The sequence below is a fragment of the Mesorhizobium vachelliae genome (genome assembly GCF_033977325.1).
GTDB classification, from domain to species: Bacteria; Pseudomonadota; Alphaproteobacteria; order Rhizobiales; family Rhizobiaceae; genus Mesorhizobium; species Mesorhizobium vachelliae.
Genome location: NZ_JAVIIR010000017.1, coordinates 46,445 through 66,567 on the forward strand (window position 1 = coordinate 46,445; position 20,123 = coordinate 66,567).

Genomic DNA, 20,123 nt, shown 5'->3' on the forward strand with positions numbered 1-20,123 from the left:
TTTGTCACCTTTCCTGGAATTGCTCCAAAGCATGTCTCCCGAAAGTGAGAACCGGTTTCGGGACAAAGACATGCGTAAAATCTAAAACCTAAAGCGCATGGAGCGAATCTGAAAGATCGCGACGCGCTTTAGTCGGTTTGGATCCAGACCGCTTTGGTCTCCAGATATTCGTGCAGATGCTCGACGCCGCCCTCGCGGCCATAGCCGGACATCTTCATGCCGCCGAACGGCACCGCCGGGTCGATGGCGTGGTACATGTTGACCCAGACCGATCCGGCCTTGACGCGGCGCGCGAGCTTGTGCGCGGTGCCGAGATTGGTGGTGAAGATGCCAGCCGCCAGGCCGTAAGGCGTCGCGTTGGCGCGCGCGACAACCTCATCCAGCGTGTCGAAGGGCATGGCCGAGATGACCGGTCCGAAGATTTCTTCCCGCGCGATGGTCATCTTGTCCGACACCGCGCCGAAGACGGTCGGCGCGATGAAGTTGCCGCGGTTATAGAGCTCGCCCGTCAGCCGCGATCCGCCGGCGACCAGCCGGGCGCCTTCGTCGCTGCCGGCCTTGATGTAGCCCTCCACCTTGCCGGCCTGCCTTGCGTTGATCAGAGGCCCGATTTCCGTGTCGACCTCGATGCCATGGCCGATGCGCAGCTTGCCGGCGAACTCGGCGACCCGGCGCACGAACTCGTCATGGATCTCGCGCGCCACGAACAGGCGTGAGCCGGCGATGCAGATCTGGCCCGAATGCACGAACACCGCCATCGCCGCGACCGGCACGGCCTTGTCGACATCGGCGTCGCGGCAGACGATGATCGGCGACTTGCCGCCGAGCTCCAGCGAAACGCGCTTGAGGTTGGTGATGCTGGCGCGGGCGATGGCCTGGCCGGTCAGCGTTGAGCCGGTGAAGACGATCTTGTTGACATCGGGATGTTCCGCAAGCCGAGCCCCGGCCTCGGCGCCGGTTCCTGTGACGATGTTGACGACGCCGTCGGGGACGCCCGCTTCCTGCATCAGCTTCGCGATCAGCAGCGGCGTAAGCGATGCATCCTCCGACGGCTTCAGCACGATGGTGCAGCCGGTGGCCAGAGCCGGCGCGATCTTCCAGATCGAAGCGGCAGTGGGCGCATTCCAGGGGATGATCGCGCCGACGACGCCGATCGGCTCGCGGCGGGTGAAGGAGACGATCTCGCCGGGGATCGAATTGTCGATCGTCTCGCCATGGAGCGCGGTCGCCATGCCGCCGTAGAAGCGCAGCATGCCGATGACGCGGCGCCGGTTGGCCAGTGTGCGGGTGATCGGCAGGCCCATGTCGAGCGTGTCGGAGACGCTGAGCTCTTCCCAATGTTTTTCGAACAGGTCGGCGATCCGCAGAAGCACGCATTGTCGCTCGTAGGGCGAGAATTTCGACCAAGGCCCTTCGAACGCGGCCCGCGCGGCGGCCACCGCGGCGTCGATATCGGCGGCTCCGCCGCGCGGCACGGTGGCCAGCACGTCGCCCGTCGCCGGGTTCAGCGCCTGCATTTCCTCGCCGGATTGCGCCGCGACCCACTTGCCGCCGATGAACATCGGACGGAATTCGCCATGGTAGAGCGTGGTGGCCTTCGCCCTCGGGTCGAAGTTCAGCGTCATCCTTCTCCTCCTCACGAATTCCGATGCGACTATTACTCCCACTGCCGGCGACCTCAAACAAGGAAAGCTTGATTGCTCCGGCGGGCTGACCGGACGTGGGCTTCATCGCGCCGCCCGCGTAGTTTGCCGAGGCGCGAGGTTGCGCCGATCGAGCCCGGCGGTTATGCCGGGTTATGATTTCCTGACGAAAGGCAGAACCGATGAAGGTCGTTTCCACCTCCAAATCGCATGGCGGCATCCAAGGCGTCTATTCGCACGCTTCCGAAGTCTGCGCCTGCGACATGACCTTCGCCGTCTTCGTGCCGCCGCAGGCCAAGGACGGGCCGCTCCCGGTCCTGTGGTACCTGTCGGGCCTGACCTGCACCCACGCAAACGTCATGGACAAGGGCGAGTATCGGCGGATGGCATCCGAACTCGGGCTTATCGTCGTTTGTCCGGACACCAGCCCGCGCGGTGCCGATGTTCCCGATGAGAAGGACAATTGGCAGTTCGGCTGCGGCGCCGGTTTCTACCTCGATGCGACGCAAGAACCCTATGCGAAGAACTATCGCATGTATTCCTACATCACCGGGGAATTGCCGGCGCTCGTCGCTGCCAACTTCCCGGTCGACCTGTCGCGCCAGGCCATCTTCGGCCATTCGATGGGCGGACATGGCGCGCTGACGATCGCGTTGAAAAATCCAGAGCGCTACCGGAGCTGCTCGGCCTTCGCGCCGATCGTGCAACCCTCGACGGCCGGCTGGTCGCGGCCGGCCTTCGAGAAATATCTCGGATCGGACGAAAAAAGCTGGCGCGCCTATGACACCACGCTGCTGATCGAAGACGGGAAGCGCTTCCCCGAATTCCTCGTCGACCAGGGCACGGCGGACGGCTTCCTGCAGGACGGTCTGCGCCCATGGCTGCTGGAAGAAGCGTGCAAGAAGGCAGGGATCAACCTCACCCTGCGCATGCAGGACGGCTACGACCATTCCTACAATTTCATCTCGACCTTCATGGACGACCATTTGAAGTGGCATGCCAGCCGCCTTGGGTGATTTGCCTGTAAGGTGCGCGTGCCGTAGGCTCGCCACAGGTTCATCCGCGACGCTGAACAGGTCCGCGTAAAAGCCGGGCTCAATCCCCAGACATCGAGCGGGCCATGTCGAGGAAGGCGCGCACCAGCTTGCCGCCGCTGCGTTCGCGCAGGCAGATCAGCGCTTCGTCCATCAGGGTCTCCGGTGCGTCGATGGTGATCGGCACCAGCCGCGAATCGTGGCCGAACTCAGCGGCCGAGACGAAACCGATGCCGGCGCCGGAGGCGACGATCTCGCGTACCGCCTCACGGCCCTCCGCCTCGATGGCGGGCTTCAGCTCGACATTGGAAGCCGTGGCGAGATCCTCCAGCTTTTTGCGTGTTTTCGAGCCGCGCTCGCGCATCACCAGCGGCTGCTGCGCGAGCTGTCCGAGCGTCAGCGATTTCCGGTCCGACAGCGGGTGATCGGCGGACACGAAGGCGATGATCGGCGTCGAGTTGAGTCTCAACATCTCGAAATCGCGTCCCCCCGGCATTTCGCCGAGAACGCCGATATCGGCCTCATAGCTGTAGAGGCTGCTGATCACCGTTTCGGTGTTGCCGGAGCGCACGGACACCTGGACGCCGGGGTAGCGGGCGCGAAAGGCGCCGAGAATATGCAGGAGATGATGCGCCGCGTCGGCGACGATGCGCAACGTGCCGGAACGCAATGCGCGCGATTCGGTTAGAAGCTCCAACGCCTGCTGCTCGGTCTCGAACATGCGGTGGGTGATCTCGAGCAGCCTCTGGCCCTGCGTGGTCAGCGTGACCTGCTTCTTGTTCCGGTTGAACAGGAGCACGTCATACTCTTCCTCCAGCTTGCGCACCTGGTCCGAAATCGCCGGCTGGGTCAGGAAAAGCGCCTCGGCGGCGCGCGAGAAGCCGCCTGAGATGGCCACCTGATGAAACGCTCTGAGCTGGACATAACGCATGCGTATGCTCCCATATTGGCGCCTGAGCGGCAGGCTCTTATCATCAATCCGATCTATACATCAATACAAAATAACGATTTTACAAATATGTCAGGCCGACCGAGAATGACTGTCATATTCCAATGACAGGATCGAAGTGGGAGGGCAGCATGCTCGCTGAGACGAAATTTGCGGCGACCAAGCCGTTGGACGCGCCGGCGCTCGGTGAACCCTATCTGCTGACGCCCGGGCCGCTCACCACGGCTTACGCCGTCAAGCAGGCGATGCTGCGCGATTGGGGTTCCTGGGACGGCGATTTCCGCGCCATGACCGCCGAACTGCGCCGCCGCCTCCTGGCGTTGACCGGCGACAGCCGCGACGAATTCGACTGCGTGCCAATGCAGGGCAGCGGCTCCTTCTGCGTCGAGGCCATGCTTGGCTCGTTCGTGCCGAAGGACGGCAAGGTGCTGGTTCTGGCCAACGGCGCCTACGGGCTGCGCGCGGCGCAGACCATGCAGTATATCGGCCGCGCCTACACGCTGATCGACAAGGGCGATTACCTGCCACCGCGCGGCGACGAGGTCGCGGCGGCGCTGAAGGCCGATCCCGCGATCACCCATGTGATCGCCATCCATTGCGAGACGAGCTCCGGCATCCTCAATCCGGTCGCCGAGATCTCGGAAGCCGTCTATGCCAACGGCCGCAAGCTGCTGGTCGATTCCATGAGCGCCTTCGGCGCCATCCCGCTCGACGTCAACGAGATCCGCTACGAGGCGATGGTGTCGTCGGCCAACAAGTGCATCGAGGGCGTGCCGGGCTTCGGCTTCGTCATCGCCCGCAAGAGCGAGCTGGAGGCCGCGAAGGGACGCAGCCATTCGCTGTCGCTCGACGTGCATGCGCAATGGGCGAACATGAACAAGACCGGGCAGTGGCGCTACACGCCGCCGACGCATGTGGTCGCTGCCTTCCTCGAGGCGCTGCGGCTGCACGAGGCGGAGGGCGGCGTCGCCGGCCGCGGGGCGCGCTATGCGCTGAACCGCGACGTCATGGTGGCCGGCATGCGCGCACTCGGTTTCGAGACGCTGCTCAAGGATCGCTGGCTGTCGCCGATCATCGTCACCTTCTTCAACCCGGCGCATCCGAACTTCGCCTTCGACCGCTTCTACGAGCTGATGAAGGACAAGGGGTTCATCATCTATCCGGGCAAGCTCACGGTCGTGGACTCCTTCCGCATCGGCTGCATCGGCCAGATGGACGAGCATGTCATGCGCCGTGTGGTCGAAGCAGCCTCCCAGTCACTGAATGAAATGGGCGTCGACACCGCCGCCCCGTCCCCCGCCGCTATCGCCGAGCGCGCCAAGCTCGCCGCCTGAAAGGTCTTTGCGATGAACCAGATGTCTCCCGTCAACGTCACGGCCAATGGCCGTTCCTATGCCTGGCCGCGCGTGCCGGCGATCGCCATCTGCCTCGACGGCTGCGAGCCGGCCTATCTCGATGAAGCGATTAAGGCCGGGCTGATGCCGGCGCTGGAAAGGATCAAGAAGAAGGGCACAGTGCGCTTCGCCCATTCGGTGATCCCGAGCTTCACCAACCCCAACAATCTGTCGATCGCCACCGGCCGTCCGCCGGCCGTTCACGGCATCTGCGGCAACTACCTCTACAGCCCGGAGACGGGCGAGGAGGTGATGATGAACGATCCGAAATTCCTGCGCGCGCCGACCGTCTTCCAGGGCTTCTACGATGCCGGCGCCAAGGTGGCGGTGGTGACCGCGAAGGACAAGCTGCGCGCGCTGCTCGGCAAGGGGCTGAAGTTCGACGACGGTAGGGCGATGTGCTTCTCGGCCGAGAGGTCCGACACCACCACGAAAGCCGAGCACGGGATCGACAACGCCTCGAAGCATTTCGGCCTGCCCGTGCCCGAGGTCTATTCCGCGGAACTTTCGGAATTCGTCTTCGCCGCCAGCGTGCAACTCCTGAAGGAGTTCAGACCGGACGTGATGTATCTCACCACCACCGACTATGTGCAGCACAAATATGCGCCCGGCGTGCCCCAGGCCAACGCCTTCTACGAGATGTTCGACAAATATCTGGCGCAGCTGGATGCGATGGGCGCGGCAATCGTCGTCACCGCCGACCACGGCATGAAGCCGAAGCACCATGCCGATGGATCGCCCAATGTGGTCTATGTGCAGGACCTGCTCGACGAATGGCTGGGCAAGGACGCGGCCCGTGTCATCCTGCCGATCACCGACCCTTATGTGGTGCATCACGGCGCGCTGGGTTCCTTCGCCACCGCCTACCTTCCCAAGGGCGCCGACCGCGAGGCTGTGATGGAAGAGCTGCGCAAGGTGGAAGACATCATCCTGGTGCTCGGCCGCGAGGAAGGCTGCGCCCGCTTCGAGCTGCCCGAGGACCGCATGGGCGACGTCGTCCTGATCTCGGGCGAGAACAAGACGATCGGCACTTCGGAGCACCGGCACAATCTGAAGGCGCTCGACGAGCCGTTGCGCTCGCATGGCGGGCTGACCGAGCAGGAGGTGCCCTTCATCGTCAACCGCGTGCTGCCGGACCTGCCGAACGAGCCTAAGCTGCGCAATTTCGATGCGTTCTATTACGCGACGATGGCGGCGGCGCTGGCTTGAGGCCGGCGCTGTCGACCCCCACTCCGCCGGGCTTCGCCCGGCAACTCTTCCCCGATTGACGGGGGAGAGGAAAGGCGCCCAGTCGATTCCGCAGCGCTTTGGACTGCGAAGGATCAAGCGCCGACGCTGACTGATTTCCTCTTCCCCGTCGATCGGGGGAGAGGTGGCCCGAAGGGCCGGAGTGGGGGGTCGACCCCGCGACGTATCCAAGACTGGAACCAACCGATGACCCAACTCGACCCCGCCATCAAAGTCCGCCACGAGCCGATGCGCATCGCCGGCCAGAAGGTCGACGCCGAGCGCAGGCTGGAGGTGCGGTTTCCCTGGAACGACACCGTCATCGGCACCGTGCCGGCGGGCGGGGCGGAGCATGCCAGGCGCGCCTTTGAGATCGCCGCTGCCTACCAGCCGAAGCTGACGCGCTACGAGCGGCAGAAGATACTGCTCAAGACCGCCGAGCTGCTCAATGCCCGCAAGGACGAGCTGTCGGACCTCATCACGCTGGAGCTCGGCATCTCAAAACAGGATTCGCTCTACGAGGTCGGGCGCGCCTTCGACGTGTTTACCCTCAGCGGTCAGTTGGCCATCCAGGATGACGGGCAGATCTTCTCCTGCGATCTCACCCCGCATGGCAAGCAGCGCAAGATCTTCACCATCCGCGAGCCGCTCAGCGCGATCTCGGCGATCACGCCGTTCAACCATCCGCTCAACATGGTGTCGCACAAGGTGGCGCCGGCGATCGCCACCAACAATTGCGTCGTGGTCAAGCCGACGGAGCTGACGCCGATCACGGCGCTGATGCTGGCCGATATCCTCTATGAGGCCGGCCTGCCGCCCGAAATGCTTTCGGTCGTCACTGGATGGCCGGCCGATATCGGCGACGAGATGATCACCAACCCCAATATCGACCTGATCACCTTCACCGGCGGCGTGCCTGTCGGCAAGATGATTGCGTCCAAGGCCGGCTACAAGCGCCAGGTGCTGGAGCTTGGCGGCAACGATCCGCTGATCGTGCTCAACGATCTTTCGGACGAGGACCTGGCCAAGGCGGCCGATCTCGCCGTTGCCGGCGCGACCAAGAATTCCGGCCAGCGCTGCACGGCGGTGAAGCGCATCCTGGTGCAGGAGAAAGTCGCCGACCGCTTCGTGCCGATGGTGCTGGAGCGGGCAAAGGCCATCAAATTCGGCGACCCGCGCGACCCGGCGACGCAGCTTGGCACGGTGGTGCATGAGAAGGCTGCGGCGCTGTTCGAGAAGCGTGTTTACATGGCCGCCGAGCAGGGCGCGGAGGTGCTCTACGATCCCGGTCGCAAGGCCGCGCTGCTGCCGCCGATCGTCGTCGATCGCGTGCCGCATCAATCCGAGCTGGTGATGGAGGAAACTTTCGGGCCGATTGTGCCGATCGTGCGCGCGCCCGACGATGACGAGGCGCTGATCAAGCTGTCGAACTCGACGGCGTTCGGCCTGTCGTCCGGTGTGTGCACCAACGATTTCCGCCGCATGCAGAAATACATCACCGGCTTGAAGGTCGGCACCGTCAACATCTGGGAAGTGCCGGGATACCGCATCGAGATGAGCCCCTTCGGCGGCATCAAGGATTCCGGTAACGGCTACAAGGAAGGCGTCATCGAGGCGATGAAGAGCTACACCAACGTCAAGACCTTCTCTCTGCCCTGGTAAGCGCCGTGACGGACAGTTTCGACCTTGCCGTTGTCGGCTCCGGCATCATCGGGCTGGCCCATGCCTTGGCAGCCGCGCGGCGCGGCTTGCGAGTCGTCGTCATCGATCGCGACCGTCAGGCCAACGGTGCCTCGATCCGCAATTTCGGCCTCGTCGTCGTCACCGGACAGGAGCCGGGGCCGTCGCACCGGCTGGCGGAGCGCAGCCGGGAAATCTGGCTCGAGCTTGCGCAAGAGGCGGGGATCGAAATCCTGCATCGCGGCAAGCTGATCGCGGCGCAGCGGCCTGAAGCGCTGGCACTGCTCGAGACGTTCAAGTCCGGCGAGCATGGCGGCGCGTGCAAGCTTCTGACCGCGCGGGAGGCGCTCGAGCATCAGGCCGGGCTTGACGAGGAAGCGATCATCGGCGGGCTCCATAGCCCGTTCGAGTTGCGCGTGGAGTCGCGCGAGGTGCTGCCGCGGCTGGCATCGTTCCTGGCTGAGAAGCATGGCGTCGCGTTTCGCACCGGCGTTTCGGTGACCGAGATCGCTCCGCCCTTCGTCGAAACCAGCGCCGGACGCGTTCACGCCGAAAAGGTGGTCGTCTGTCCCGGCGACGATTTCTCCTCGCTCTATCCGGAGCTGATCGGCAAGCACGGCGTCCAGCGTTGCAAGCTGCAGATGCTGCGCCTCGCCGATCCGGGCTTCCGGCTCCAGTCGGCGTTGATGTCCGATCTCAGCCTGTTACGCTATGGCGGTTTCGCCGCATTGCCGGAAGCCGGCGCGTTGCGGGCGAAATTGAGCGAGGAACGCGGGGCCGCGCTGGCCAACGGCGTTCACCTGATCGTCGTGCAGAGCGCGGACGGTTCGTTGGTCGTCGGCGATTCCCATCATTATGGGCTGACGCTCGATCCGTTCGGAGCGGAAGCCGTCGACCAATTGATCCTCGATGAGTTCAAGACATTGTTCGGCAGGGTGCCGAACGTGCTTGCGCGCTGGACGGGATATTACGCTTCGGCCAAGAATGCGGTGCTGCGCGACGCCCCGCATGAAGACGTGCGGCTGGTGATCGTCACCAGCGGCACCGGCGCCAGTACCGGATTTGGGCTTGGCGAGGAGGCCATCGTGGAGATGTTCGGCCAATGACGCTCGTCCATACAGAAGGCGAATCCAACAAGGCCGCGGCACGACAGGAATGGAGCGCCAGGCAGAGCCACGCGCCTTCGCAGGAGCTTTTGCGCCGCGACGCCGATGCCTTCCTGCACCAAAGCCTTTCCAGCCCTTGCGTCTCGGCCATCGCCAAGGCGGAAGGCATCTGGATCGAGGACACGGCCGGACGCCGTTACATGGATTTCCACGGAAACAGCGTCCACCATATCGGCTATGGTCATCCGCGGCTCAAGGAAGCCATCCGCAGGCAGATGGATGAATTGCCTTTCGCGCCGCGCCGCTTCACCTGCCAGCCCGCGGTGGAACTGGCCGAAACGCTCGGCAAGCTGGCGCCGGGCGACCTTGGCAAGGTGCTGTTCACGACCGGCGGTTCCGACGCAATCGAGGTCTCTCTGAAATTGGCGCGCGCGGCGACCGGCCGGTTCAAGACGCTGTCCTTCTGGGATGCCTTCCACGGCGCCGGTTTCGGCGCTTCCAGCGTCGGCGGCGAGGCGACGTTCCGCTCCGGCATCGCCGGGCCGCTCTTGCCCGGCACCGAGCATGTCGCGCCCTGGGCGCCGCATAATTGCGCATACGGCACCAATTCGCTGGAGGAGTCGGCTCGAGCCTGCGCCAACATGATCGCTTACGTGCTGGGGCGTGAGGGCGACTTCGCCGCCTTCATCGCCGAGCCGATGCGCGCGACGCCGCTGGTGCCCGCGCCGGGCTTCTGGAAAGCGGTGCGCGAAGCCTGCGACCGGCACGGCACGCTGCTCATCTTCGACGAGATCCCGACCGGTCTCGGCAAGACCGGAAAGTTCTTTGCTTCCGAGCATGATGGGGTCACGCCCGACATCATCGTGCTCGGCAAATCGCTCGGCGGCGGCATCCTGCCGATCGCCTCGGTGATCGCGCGGCGCGACCTCGATGTCGCCGGCGACTATGCGATCGGCCACTATACGCATGAGAAGAACCCGGTCACCGCGCGGGCGGCGCTGACCACCATCGCCATCATTCGCGAGGAAGGCCTCGTCGAGCGGTCGGCCGAGCTCGGCGCCCATGCGCTCGCCCGCATGAACGACCTCATGCGGCGCTCGCCTTTCGTCGGCGACGTCCGGGGCAGGGGGCTGATGTTCGGCGTCGAGATGGTCGAGGACAAGGCGAGCCGCATGCCGGCGCGCGCGCTTGCCGAGAAGATCTATTATCGCTGCCTCGACCAGGGGCTGAGCTTCAAGATCAGCCAGGGCAACGTGCTGACGCTGTCGCCGCCGCTGGTAATTGCGCGCGCCGATCTCGACCGGGCGCTCGACATCGTCGAGGCCGCCGTGCTGGCGGCCTGAGCCCGGTGAAGGCGGTTCGCACCGATCGCGAGCTCGAATGTCCGGGCATAGACGCCGGCTTGAGGGCGCGCGGCGTGGAGTTCGTCACCCTGCCGGACGGCATTCCGGAAGCAGAGCTTATGGCGGCGGTCGCCGATGTCGACCTCATCCTGATGTGCTACACGCCGATCACCGCGCGTGTCATCGAGGCCGCGCGGAACCTCAAGGGCATCGTCAAATATGGCGTCGGCATCGACGCCATCGACATCCAGGCGGCGATGCGGCGCGGCATTCCCGTCGTCAATGTCCCCGAATATGCCGAAGAGACGGTTGCCGAAGGCGCCTTCGCGCTGATGATCGCTCTGGCGAAGCGGCTGCCGGCGATCACAGCAGCGGTTTCGCGCGACGGCTGGATTTGGCCCGAGCAGCGCTGGTTGGGGCGCGATATTGCCGGCGCAACGCTTGGGCTGGTCGGTTGCGGCAAGATCGGCCGCAGCATGGCGCGCATGGCGGGGCAAGGGTTCCGGGCCAGGGTGCTTGGCTTCGATCCCGGCGTCGACGCGGCGACGATGCAGGAAGCGGGGATCGAGAAGGTCGACGACCTGAAGGCCATGCTCGGCGGTTGCGATTTCATCTCGGTCCACTGCGTGCTGAACGATGAGACGCGCGGCCTGATCGGGCGCCAAGAACTCGCCTGCATGAAGTCCTCGGCCATCCTCATCAACGTGTCTCGCGGGGCGCTGATCGACGAGGCCGCACTTGTCGAAGCGATCGTTGCCGGGCGCATCGCCGGGGCGGGGCTCGATGTCTATTCGCTGGAGCCGCTGGCCAGATCCGGCCATCCGATGAGCGCGCTGTTCGATCGCGACAATGTGATCCTGTTTCCGCACCTCACCTTCTTCACGCAAGAGGCGATGCGCCGGCTCGAGGACGACACTTTGGCCCGCTGTTTCGAAGTGCTCGAAGGTCGGCCTGTGACGGTCCGCTCGCACGACCCGCGCTTGCGCGCGCAGGCGACCGGCATCGAATTTCGCTGACGTATCCGTCAGTTCCGTGAGGAATCGCAACCAGGCGTGCAGGAAAACACGTCTGCAACGGCCGTGCGACAGTTCCGTGACAAATATCAGCCGAGTCTTGTCTGTCATAAAATAAATAGATTTTACTTATCGATTGGCGGCGCTCAAAGTTGACACAACGACGACATGCACCAGCGCTAACTGAGCCCTTAGCGGCCGACAAACGCCACCACGAGTGCGTCGCAGATTGTGCCTTTCAATCAAAGGGGAACTGACCATGAAATCGCGAAATCTCACCGTAGTTATGGCCTTTACCGCGGCACTGTTGGGTTCATCGGCGCTCGTCGCGCCGGCCTTCGCCGATGGCGTCGTCACCATCTATTCGGCCGACGGCCTGCATGACGGCAATGGCAGCTGGTACGAAACCGAGTTCGCCGCCTTCACCAAGGCCACCGGCATCACCGTGCAGTATATCGAGGGTGGCTCGGGCGGTGTCGTCGAGCGCGTCGCCAAGGAGAAGTCGAACCCGCAGGCCGACGTTCTCGTCACGCTGCCGCCCTTCATCCAGCGCGCCGCCGCCGACGGCTTGCTGCAGGATTTCAAGCCGCAAGGCTCCGACCAGATCGATGGCGGCACCGACAAATACCGGCCGCTGGTCAACAACTACATGAACTTCATCTACAACGCCTCGGCGCTTTCGGAAGCACCGAAGAGCTACAACGACCTGCTCGATCCGAAGTTCAAGGGCAAGATCCAGTATTCGACGCCCGGTCAGGCCGGCGACGGCACCGCCGTCATGCTCGAGATCATCCACGCCTTCGGCGGCGAGGATGCGGGCTTCGAATTCATGAAGAAGCTGCAGGACAACAATGTCGGCCCGTCCGCCTCGACCGGCAAGCTGACCGCGCTGGTCAACAAGGGCGAGCTGCATGTCGCCAATGGCGACCTGCAGATGAACCTGTCGCAGATGGCCGACAATCCGAACATCAAGGTGTTCTGGCCCGCCGGCCCCGACGGCACCCGCTCCACCTTCGCGCTGCCTTACGAGATCGGCCTGGTCACCGGCGCGCCCAACAGCGACAATGGCAAGAAGCTGATCGAGTTCCTGCTTTCAAAGGAAGCGCAATCGACGGTGAGCTCCGTGGCGCTCGGCCTGCCGGCCCGCAAGGACGTGAAGCCGGACGACGCGAATTTCGCCAAGGCGCAGGAAGCGATGAAGGGCGTGACCATCTGGGCGCCGAACTGGGACGATGCGCTTACCAAGCTGCCCGACTACGTCAAGAAGTGGAACGAAGCGACGGGAAGTTGATCTCCTGGTGAGCAAATCCGGAGGAGCAACCATGTCGGTGCCCGCTTTCACGGGAAGCAATGTCATGGACGTCGACGCCGCGAAAATTCGCGGCGCCGGCTCCAATGTCCACTTCGACAAGGTCAGCGTCGCCTATGGCGCGCATGTCGTGCTGCATCCGCTGACGCTCGACATCGCTCCCGGCGAGATCCTGGCGATGATCGGGCCCTCCGGTTCGGGCAAGACGACGGCGCTCAGGGCCGTCGCCGGTTTCGTCAGGCCGGCAAGCGGCCGCATCCGCATCGGCGCCACCGACGTGACCGATCTGCCGCCCTATGAGCGCGGGCTCGGCATGGTGGTGCAGAACTACGCGCTGTTCCCTCATATGCGGGTCGAGGACAATGTCGCCTTTGGCCTGAGGGCCCAAGGCGCCGACAAGGCGCTGATTGCCGAGCGCGTCAAGGACTCGCTCGCGACGGTCGGCATGTCGGGCTTTGCCAAGCGCTATCCGCGCGAGCTTTCCGGCGGCCAGCAGCAGCGTGTCGCGATCGCGCGGGCGCTTGCGGTCAGGCCGCGCGTGCTTCTGCTCGACGAGCCGCTTTCGGCGCTCGACGCGCAGATCAGGCGCAACATGGTCGAGGAGATCGCCAAGCTGCATCGCGACCTGCCGGGGCTGACGATCCTCTATGTCACCCACGACCAGACCGAAGCGCTGACGCTTGCCGACAAGATCGCCATCATGCGCGACGGAAGGGTGTCCTCGCACGGCCCGACCGCCGAACTCTACCGACGGCCGCCGAACCGCTTCACGGCTGAGTTCCTCGGCCGCGCGAACCTTTTGCCGGTGACGGTCGCGGAAGGCGCCGACGGGCCGAAAGGGTTCGCCAAGGCGAGGCTCGGCGATGCCGTGCTTGCCGGCGCGGGACGCAGCGAGAAGCCTGGCGACAAGACCCTGCTCTGCATCAGGCCGCAGCATCTCAGCCTCACCGGCGACGCGGAACACACCAACAGGATCGTCGGCACGCTGAAGGAAGTGCATTGGCAGGGCGAGCTCACCCATCTGGTGCTCGATGTCGACGGCACGCCGGTGCGCGTCTCGGCGACCAGGCTGCCGGTGAGCCTGCCGGAACGCGGCTCGGCCATGCCGCTCTTCTTCACACCCGGCGACACCTCGCTCGTTCCGGAAGACGTCCGTGGCTGACGCGGCCGTCCTTCCCGCCACACCGGCTGTGAGAAGAGTGCCCGGCCGGCTCTGGATCGTGCCGCCGGCGGCGCTGCTGGCGCTCTTGTTCTTCTATCCGCTGGTGCTGATCGTCCAGCAGGCCTTTACCGACGACAGCGGCATGGCCAATGTCGCTGAATTCGCGCGGGTGCTGCATGCACGCTTCTTCCTCAACGCGCTCATCAACACGATCACCATTTCGGTCGCGGCGACGGCCGGGTGCCTCATCGTCGGGCTGGTGCTGGGCCTGATCCTCGCCTTCGTGCCGTTTCCGGGCAGCGGCGTCATCGCCCGGTTGATCGACACCTTCATTGCCTTGCCGACATTCCTGGTGACGCTGGCCTTCACCTTCCTCTACGGCTCGGCCGGCATGCTCAATGCCGGATTGATGGAGGCGTTTTCTCTGTCGGCGCCGCCCGTCAACTTCCTCTACTCGACCTGGGGCGTGGTGCTGGCCGAGGTCACCGTTTACTCGCCCTTCGTCCTGCGTCCATTGCTTGCCGCCTTTTCGCTGGTCGATCGCGGCCAGATCGAAGCAGCGAGCGTGCTCGGCGCGCGCCCGTTCCGGATCGTGCGCCAGGTGATCCTGCCGGCCGCCGTGCCTGCGCTGATTGCCGGCGGGAGTCTCTGCCTGCTGTTGACGGTCAACGAGTTCGGCATCGTGCTGTTCATCGGCGCCAAGGGCGTCATCACGCTGCCGCTGCTCATCTACAGCAAGGCCATCCAGGAATCGGCCTATCAGGTCGCCTGCATCATCGCGGTCATCAACATCGCGCTTTCGCTGGGGCTGTTCGGTCTCTACCGGTTTGCCGCCGGCCGGCTGGGAGCATAGGGATGCTGGTCTGGTCGCGTCCCGGTCGCATCTTGATCTGGGCAGTCTTCGCCTTGCTGTTCGGCGTGCTGTTCCTCGCCCCGCTCGCGGTGATCCTGCTCTCGAGCCTCGCTGACCAGTGGAATGGCGTGCTGCCCAGCGGATTCACCGTCGGGCACTATAGCGATGTCGCGCAAGGGGCGGCGTGGAGGGCGGTGAAGGCAAGCCTGGTCACCGGCTTCCTGGCCAGCGCGCTGGCGCTGGTCAGCGGCACCTGGGCAGCGCTTGCGCTGCGCGTCCAGGGCGCAACTTTGGCCAGGGTGCTCGGCGTGCTGTTTTTCATCCCCAGCGCTGTACCGTCGGTGTCCGTGGGTCTTGGCCTGCTGGTGGCCTTCAGCCACCCGCCGCTGCTGCTCAACGGGACGATCGCCATCGTCATGGTCGCGCATTTCGTGCTGATCTCGGCCTTCACCTTCGGCAATGTCTCGGCCGGGCTGGCGCGGCTTTCGCCCGATTTCGAGCAGGTGGCGTCAAGCCTCGGGGCGCGTCCCGCTTACCGGCTCTGGCATGTCACGCTGCCTTTGCTTGCGCCTTACCTTGTCGCCGCCTTCGGCTTGAGCTTCGCGCTGTCGATGGGCGAGCTCGGCGCCACCGTCATGGTTTATCCGCCGGGCTGGGTGACGCTGCCGGTATCTATCTTCAGCCTGACCGATCGCGGCGATGTCTTTGCGGGTGCCGCGCTGACCATGGTGCTCGTTGCCGTGACGCTGGCGCTGCTGCTCGGGCTCGAACGGGTCACCGGGCGCCAGACGAGGTCGTAGCCCTCGCCAATCTAGGACGACCGCATCAGTTTGCCGTAGCGTTTGATCAGACGCTCGCGCTTCAAGCGCGATAGCCTGTGCGTCCAGAAGAGCCCGTCGAGCTGGTCGATCTCGTGCTGGTGGCAGACCGCCAGCAGCCCCTCGGCGTCCTCGAACCGCTCCTTGCCCTCGAGATCCTGATAGCGAACCCCAACGCGGGCATGCCGCTCGATCTCTTCCGTGACGCCAGGCATCGAAACGCTGCCTTCCGGATGACGGATCATTTCGGGCGAGGCCTCGACAATCGACGGATTTACATAGATCGCCGGCTTTGCGGCCGGAGGCACCTGGATCACGACAAGGCGTTTCAAGATGCCGATATGCGGGGCGGTTATGCCGATGCCGGGCGCCGCATGCATGGTGTCGATGAGATCGCCGGCCAGATTGCGCAGTTCGTCATCGAACTGGTCTACGGGAGCCGCGACGGCGCGCAGCAGAGGATCGGGGAACTTTATGATCGACCGGACCGTCACGCGTCAGACAATCGGCTTCTGCAGCACGTCGAATTGCGGGTTGGTTTCCGAGAAGATCGGCAGGGCCGCGGCGCCGAGGACGGACGTGTCCTTGCCCGCGGCGCCGACCAGGACTCGCGGCGTGGCGCGGGCGCTGGTCGCACTGACCGAAAGGTGGAGCGGTTCCAGCCTACTGGCCAAAGCCTCGATCACCGGCAGCGGCATGAAGCCACCGAGTACGACGGTTTCGGGATCGAGCGCCATTTCGAGGACATCGATCGCCTGTCGCAATGGCTCGACCGCCTCCAAGAGCCAGGCTTCGAAGCGGATGTCGCCGCTTGCCAGAAGCTTTTCCAGCAAGTCGGGAGAGGCATGGTCGGGATCGGGCAGGTCGAGTCTGTCATAGGCCGCGCGCAGCGAGACGTAGCGCTCCAGGCAGCCGCGCTTGCCACAGTCGCAGGCGAGGCCGCCTGGCCGCACGATGATGTGGCCGATCTCGCCGGCATTGTGGCGGCTGCCCTTGTAGAGATGGCCGTCGAGGAACAGGCCGGCGCCGAGGCCCGTGCCGATGAAGAGATAGACGAAGCTGCCGAGCTTGCGAGCGACGCCATAAAGCCGCTCGCCTATTGCCGCCGCGGTGGCGTCATTCTCGACGGTGACGGCGATACCGGTCAGCCGTTCCAATTCATCGGCCACCGGAAAATCCTGCCAGCCGGGAAGGGCCGTCGGGCCGACCGAAGTCATGCCTTCGACGCCGAACGGCCCGGGCATCGCCATGCCGATGCCGAGCAGTCTGTTCCGTTCCAGTCGAGAGGTAGCGATCAGGTCGCTGGATAGAGCGGCAAGCAGCGGCATGGCCTCGGCGGGCGCAGGCCGGTCGACATTTCTTTCGATGCGGGCGCGCAGCGTGCCGGAGAGATCGGTGACGACGCCGACGGCCAGTTGGTGGTCGAGCTGGAGGCCGATCGAATAGCCGCCGTCGGGGTTGATGGAGTAGGGGACCGCTGGCTGGCCGCGCGCGCCTTTGAGCGTTGCTTCAGGCCGCAGCAGCCCGGCTGCCTCCAGTTCCTCGACGATGTTGGAGATGGTCTGCGACGACAACGCCGTCAGCCTGGCGATCGCCGCCCGCGACAGCGCGCCGTTGGTGCGGATCGCCTCGATCACCACACGCCGGTTGTGCGATTTCGCTTGCTCGAGATTTGTGCCGGAGATGACTTTCTTGAGGGTCATGCGGTCGTTGCCAGTCACGGAAACTGTAGATCGCCACTTCAGAGCGGTTCAGCATTCACGGAATCGCCGAACCGCTCTAAGCCCTTGTTTTTGCGCAATTCCGGACGGAAACCGATACGCACTTTTCCTGGAATTGCTCTAGAAGATCAAGTTGATTTAATTATCGGTAGCTGGCCAAAAGCTTGGGCCAGCAAGCTCGCTTTTCGACGCATCGGAAAATCGGCTGCCTGGCTCGGCCGTTCAGCCGAAGCGCGCCGCGGAAAAATCGGCGGCTGACGGCACGGCTCGGCCTGCGACGAAGTTGGCGATCCAGCGCGCTGTCGCCGGGCCCAGCGTCAGTCCCAGATGGCCGTGACCGAAGGCATAGATCACGTCTGGCGATTTCGTCGAGGGTCCGATCACCGGGCGCGAGTCCGGCAGCGAGGGCCTGAAGCCCAGCCATTGCGACGATGGTTGGCCGAGGTCGGGGAAGAACTGCCGCACGCCGCGATCGAGCAGCGCCAGCCGGCGCGGATTGGGCGGCGCCTTGAGCCCGCCGAGCTCGACGGTGCCGGCAATCCGCAGCCTGCCGTCCATCGGCGTCATGTAGAAGCCGAGATCGACCGGGCAGACCGGGCGGTTGAGCAAAGGCGTCGTGGTGGGAAACTCCAGATGATAGCCGCGCTCAGTGTCCAGCGGGATGCGGTCGCCGGCCTGGGCCGCGAGGGGGCGGGATCGGGCGCCGGCCGCAATCACCGCTTTTTGCGCCGTGACGGCGAGGCCCGGGCCGCTCAGCCGCACGCCGCCGGCACCCGCTGCGAGGCCGGTCACGCTCGCGCGCATGAATTGAGCACCGCGAGCAGCAGCGGCAGCCGCCAGCCGCGCCATCACCCTCCTGGGATCGCTGACGTTAATCGAATCCGGGAAATAGAGGCCTTGGGCCTCGAACGCCGCAAGCCGCGGCTCCAGCGCGGCCACCTGATCGGCGGTCAGGACCTGCTGATGGACACCGAGCTCGGCCCGCAAAGCCCGCCCGCCCTCGGAGGCAGCAAAATCGCCGGCGCGGCGGTAGACATAGAGGCAGCCGTTGCGGCGCATCAGATCCTGAAGTCCGGCCTCCTGGACCATTTCGCCCCAGGCCGGCAGAGCTTCGGCGAGCAGGCCGGCGAGCGCCAGCGCATTGGCCCGGGTTGTCGCCGGCAGCGACTGCCGGACAAAGCGGACCAGCCATGGCGCGAGCTGGAAGAGTGCTGCCCAGCGCAGCGAAAAAGGGCTGTCGGGATCGAGCAGCAGCTTTGGCAGCGCGCGCAGCACGCCGGGATTGCCGACCGGCATGCAGGCATATTCGGCGATCGTCCCGGCATTGCCGAAGGAAGCGCCCGAGCCGGGCTCGTTCGGGTCGATAAGCAGGACCTCGCGGCCCTCGCCGGCAAGGCGCAAAGCCGTCGCCAGGCCGACGACGCCGGCACCGATAATCGCGATCTCGACTGATTTTGGTGCGGCGGTCATGGCCTTACACAAAGCCCGGCAGTTGCAGGTGGCCGGCGGCGAGCAGCTCGGCCATGGTGGTAAGCGCCGAGCGCAGGTCTTCCTGCGATCGCGCCGCTCCGACATTGATGCGCACGCCGTGCTGCACCGGCTCGCGGCCGACGGCGAAGGCGTCGCCCGGCAGCACGGCGACGCCGCGCTCCAGGCAGGTGCGGGCAAAGCCGGCGCCGCGCCAGGGTTCAGGCAGGCGCAGCCAGGCATGTGTCGAAGTCGGATGGCTCTGGATGTCGAAGCGGCTGAGGATTTCGCTCAGGATCGCCTGGCGCTGGCGCAGTTCCTGTTTCTGGATGTCGATGATGCGGGCGGCCGCGCCTTCCTCGATCAGCCTGGCGCCGATCAGCGCCGTCAACGGGCTGATGCTCCAGCAATTGATGCGCAGCGCGGCAGCGACCTGGCCGGCAATCGGACGCGGGGCGATGACGAAGCCGAGGCGCAGGCCGGGCGCCAGGCATTTGGACAGCGCGCCGAGATGGATCGTCAGCTCCGGTTCGAGGCTGGCGAAGGAGGGTGGCGCATCGTCTGCCAGCGGCCGGTAGACGTCGTCCTCGATGATCAGCACATTGTGGCGCCGCGCCACCGCCGCCAATTCATGCCGGCGCTGCTCGCTGAGCGTGATCGTCGTCGGATTGTGCAGCGTCGGCACCAGGAAAACGGCACGCGGGCGAAGCTGCGCGCAAGCTGCCTCGAAAGCGTCGGGACGCATGCCGCCGCGATCCATGGCAACACCGCGCAAGTCGAGCCCATGGACACGGCACAGCGCGTTGATGCCCTGATAGGTCACTTCGTCGGCAAGTATCACCTCGCCGTCCCTGGTGACGGCGCCGAGCACACAGTCGAGGCCATGCTGGGCGCCGGCGGCGAGCACGACGCGGCCAGGATCGCCATCGCCGGCGACCGGCTTCAGCCAATCGGCGACCGCCACGCGTCCCCAAAGCGGCCCCTCCGGCGGATGATAGTCCTGCAGCGAGGCGTAATGGCGATCCTTTGAAAGGCGCGGCATCAACGCCGCGACGGCGTCGAGATAAGCTGACGTGGGCGGCCTGTTGACGGAAAGATCGATGATGCCGCTCTGGTCGCTTGGCGCGGACACGAATCCCGGGCGCTCGACGATGTCGCGGGCGGCGACGGTCGTGCCGCGTCCGGGACGCGCCTCCAGAAGGCCTTGCTCCTGCAGGGTGGACAGCGCCCGCGTCACGGTCGTGACATTGATGCCCAATGCGCGCGCGATCTCGCGCTGCGGCGGCAGCCGGTCGCCGACGGCAAGCGTGCCTGCGGCGATGCGTTCAGCGATCGCGTCGGCAAGACGGCGATAGACCGGGCTTTCATCCTCGGTGAGGCGAAGATCTTCGAGCATAGGGGATT

17 protein-coding genes are annotated in these 20,123 nt (G+C 65.0%); 11 read left to right on the forward strand and 6 right to left on the reverse strand.

The window, feature by feature from the left end; translation table 11 throughout:
* Positions 1-128: 128 nt before the first annotated feature.
* Positions 129-1,625: an aldehyde dehydrogenase family protein gene (locus tag RFM41_RS28210; protein ID WP_320252674.1), complete on the reverse strand. Its 1,497-nt coding sequence runs from the start codon at positions 1,623-1,625 to the stop codon at positions 129-131.
* A gap of 200 nt (positions 1,626-1,825) precedes the next feature.
* Between RFM41_RS28210 and fghA the strand changes: the two genes are divergently transcribed.
* Positions 1,826-2,659 (forward strand): S-formylglutathione hydrolase, encoded by an 834-nt coding sequence (gene fghA, locus RFM41_RS28215; protein ID WP_320252675.1) that lies wholly within the window; start codon positions 1,826-1,828, stop codon positions 2,657-2,659.
* Positions 2,660-2,738: 79 nt separating this feature from the next.
* Here fghA and RFM41_RS28220 read toward each other — a convergent pair whose 3' ends face one another.
* Entirely contained in the window at positions 2,739-3,608 is an 870-nt protein-coding gene (locus tag RFM41_RS28220; RefSeq protein ID WP_320252676.1) for a LysR substrate-binding domain-containing protein, read from the reverse strand.
* A gap of 149 nt (positions 3,609-3,757) precedes the next feature.
* Here RFM41_RS28220 and RFM41_RS28225 point away from each other — a divergent pair, with 149 nt between their 5' ends.
* The 10 genes from RFM41_RS28225 (at position 3,758) to RFM41_RS28270 (ending at position 15,513) form a co-directional block, all read left to right on the forward strand.
* Complete coding sequence (locus RFM41_RS28225) at positions 3,758-4,960, forward strand: 2-aminoethylphosphonate--pyruvate transaminase (protein WP_320252677.1); 1,203 nt, start codon at positions 3,758-3,760, stop codon at positions 4,958-4,960.
* A 12-nt stretch (positions 4,961-4,972) separates the two neighbouring features.
* Entirely contained in the window at positions 4,973-6,229 is a 1,257-nt protein-coding gene (phnA, locus tag RFM41_RS28230) for a phosphonoacetate hydrolase (protein ID WP_320252678.1), read from the forward strand.
* Positions 6,230-6,454: 225 nt separating this feature from the next.
* Positions 6,455-7,909, forward strand: a complete 1,455-nt coding sequence (phnY, locus tag RFM41_RS28235) for a phosphonoacetaldehyde dehydrogenase (RefSeq protein WP_320252680.1) — start codon at positions 6,455-6,457, stop codon at positions 7,907-7,909.
* Between the two features lie 5 nt (positions 7,910-7,914).
* Positions 7,915-9,033, forward strand: a complete 1,119-nt coding sequence (locus RFM41_RS28240) for a TIGR03364 family FAD-dependent oxidoreductase (RefSeq protein ID WP_320252682.1) — start codon at positions 7,915-7,917, stop codon at positions 9,031-9,033.
* On the forward strand, positions 9,030-10,376 hold the full coding sequence (pbfA, locus tag RFM41_RS28245; RefSeq protein WP_320252684.1) for a (R)-1-hydroxy-2-aminoethylphosphonate ammonia-lyase: 1,347 nt from the start codon (positions 9,030-9,032) through the stop codon (positions 10,374-10,376). Before RFM41_RS28240 ends, pbfA begins: the two co-directional genes overlap by 4 nt.
* Positions 10,377-10,381: 5 nt before the next feature.
* Positions 10,382-11,392 (forward strand): 2-hydroxyacid dehydrogenase, encoded by a 1,011-nt coding sequence (locus RFM41_RS28250; protein ID WP_320252686.1) that lies wholly within the window; start codon positions 10,382-10,384, stop codon positions 11,390-11,392.
* A gap of 256 nt (positions 11,393-11,648) precedes the next feature.
* Entirely contained in the window at positions 11,649-12,680 is a 1,032-nt protein-coding gene (locus RFM41_RS28255; protein ID WP_320252687.1) for a 2-aminoethylphosphonate ABC transporter substrate-binding protein, read from the forward strand.
* Positions 12,681-12,711: 31 nt separating this feature from the next.
* Positions 12,712-13,860 (forward strand): ABC transporter ATP-binding protein, encoded by a 1,149-nt coding sequence (locus RFM41_RS28260; RefSeq protein ID WP_320252688.1) that lies wholly within the window; start codon positions 12,712-12,714, stop codon positions 13,858-13,860.
* Complete coding sequence (locus tag RFM41_RS28265) at positions 13,853-14,713, forward strand: 2-aminoethylphosphonate ABC transporter permease subunit (protein ID WP_320252689.1); 861 nt, start codon at positions 13,853-13,855, stop codon at positions 14,711-14,713. Before RFM41_RS28260 ends, RFM41_RS28265 begins: the two co-directional genes overlap by 8 nt.
* 2 nt (positions 14,714-14,715) lie before the next feature.
* Positions 14,716-15,513, forward strand: a complete 798-nt coding sequence (locus tag RFM41_RS28270) for an ABC transporter permease subunit (RefSeq protein ID WP_320252690.1) — start codon at positions 14,716-14,718, stop codon at positions 15,511-15,513.
* A gap of 11 nt (positions 15,514-15,524) precedes the next feature.
* Here the strand turns inward: RFM41_RS28270 and RFM41_RS28275 are convergent, their stop codons facing one another.
* The 4 genes from RFM41_RS28275 to RFM41_RS28290 form a co-directional block, all read right to left on the reverse strand.
* Positions 15,525-16,025: a peptide deformylase gene (locus RFM41_RS28275; protein ID WP_320252691.1), complete on the reverse strand. Its 501-nt coding sequence runs from the start codon at positions 16,023-16,025 to the stop codon at positions 15,525-15,527.
* Between the two features lie 3 nt (positions 16,026-16,028).
* A complete protein-coding gene (locus tag RFM41_RS28280; protein ID WP_320252692.1) occupies positions 16,029-17,234 on the reverse strand; it encodes an ROK family transcriptional regulator in 1,206 nt (401 codons plus the stop codon).
* A 240-nt stretch (positions 17,235-17,474) separates the two neighbouring features.
* Positions 17,475-18,722 carry an NAD(P)/FAD-dependent oxidoreductase gene (locus RFM41_RS28285; protein WP_320252693.1) on the reverse strand — a complete coding sequence of 416 codons (1,248 nt, stop codon included), beginning with the start codon at positions 18,720-18,722 and terminating at the stop codon, positions 17,475-17,477.
* A gap of 4 nt (positions 18,723-18,726) precedes the next feature.
* Complete coding sequence (locus RFM41_RS28290; protein ID WP_320252694.1) at positions 18,727-20,115, reverse strand: aminotransferase-like domain-containing protein; 1,389 nt, start codon at positions 20,113-20,115, stop codon at positions 18,727-18,729.
* Positions 20,116-20,123 lie beyond the last annotated feature (8 nt).

Coding starts and splice junctions, on each gene's coding strand:
- RFM41_RS28210 (WP_320252674.1), bottom strand. CDS start 1,625: ATGACGCTGAACTTCGACCCGAGGGCGAAGGCCACCACGCTCTACCAT.
- fghA (WP_320252675.1), top strand. CDS start 1,826: ATGAAGGTCGTTTCCACCTCCAAATCGCATGGCGGCATCCAAGGCGTC.
- RFM41_RS28220 (WP_320252676.1), bottom strand. CDS start 3,608: ATGCGTTATGTCCAGCTCAGAGCGTTTCATCAGGTGGCCATCTCAGGC.
- RFM41_RS28225 (WP_320252677.1), top strand. CDS start 3,758: ATGCTCGCTGAGACGAAATTTGCGGCGACCAAGCCGTTGGACGCGCCG.
- phnA (WP_320252678.1), top strand. CDS start 4,973: ATGAACCAGATGTCTCCCGTCAACGTCACGGCCAATGGCCGTTCCTAT.
- phnY (WP_320252680.1), top strand. CDS start 6,455: ATGACCCAACTCGACCCCGCCATCAAAGTCCGCCACGAGCCGATGCGC.
- pbfA (WP_320252684.1), top strand. CDS start 9,030: ATGACGCTCGTCCATACAGAAGGCGAATCCAACAAGGCCGCGGCACGA.
- RFM41_RS28255 (WP_320252687.1), top strand. CDS start 11,649: ATGAAATCGCGAAATCTCACCGTAGTTATGGCCTTTACCGCGGCACTG.
- RFM41_RS28260 (WP_320252688.1), top strand. CDS start 12,712: ATGTCGGTGCCCGCTTTCACGGGAAGCAATGTCATGGACGTCGACGCC.
- RFM41_RS28270 (WP_320252690.1), top strand. CDS start 14,716: ATGCTGGTCTGGTCGCGTCCCGGTCGCATCTTGATCTGGGCAGTCTTC.
- RFM41_RS28280 (WP_320252692.1), bottom strand. CDS start 17,234: ATGACCCTCAAGAAAGTCATCTCCGGCACAAATCTCGAGCAAGCGAAA.
- RFM41_RS28285 (WP_320252693.1), bottom strand. CDS start 18,722: ATGACCGCCGCACCAAAATCAGTCGAGATCGCGATTATCGGTGCCGGC.
- RFM41_RS28290 (WP_320252694.1), bottom strand. CDS start 20,115: ATGCTCGAAGATCTTCGCCTCACCGAGGATGAAAGCCCGGTCTATCGC.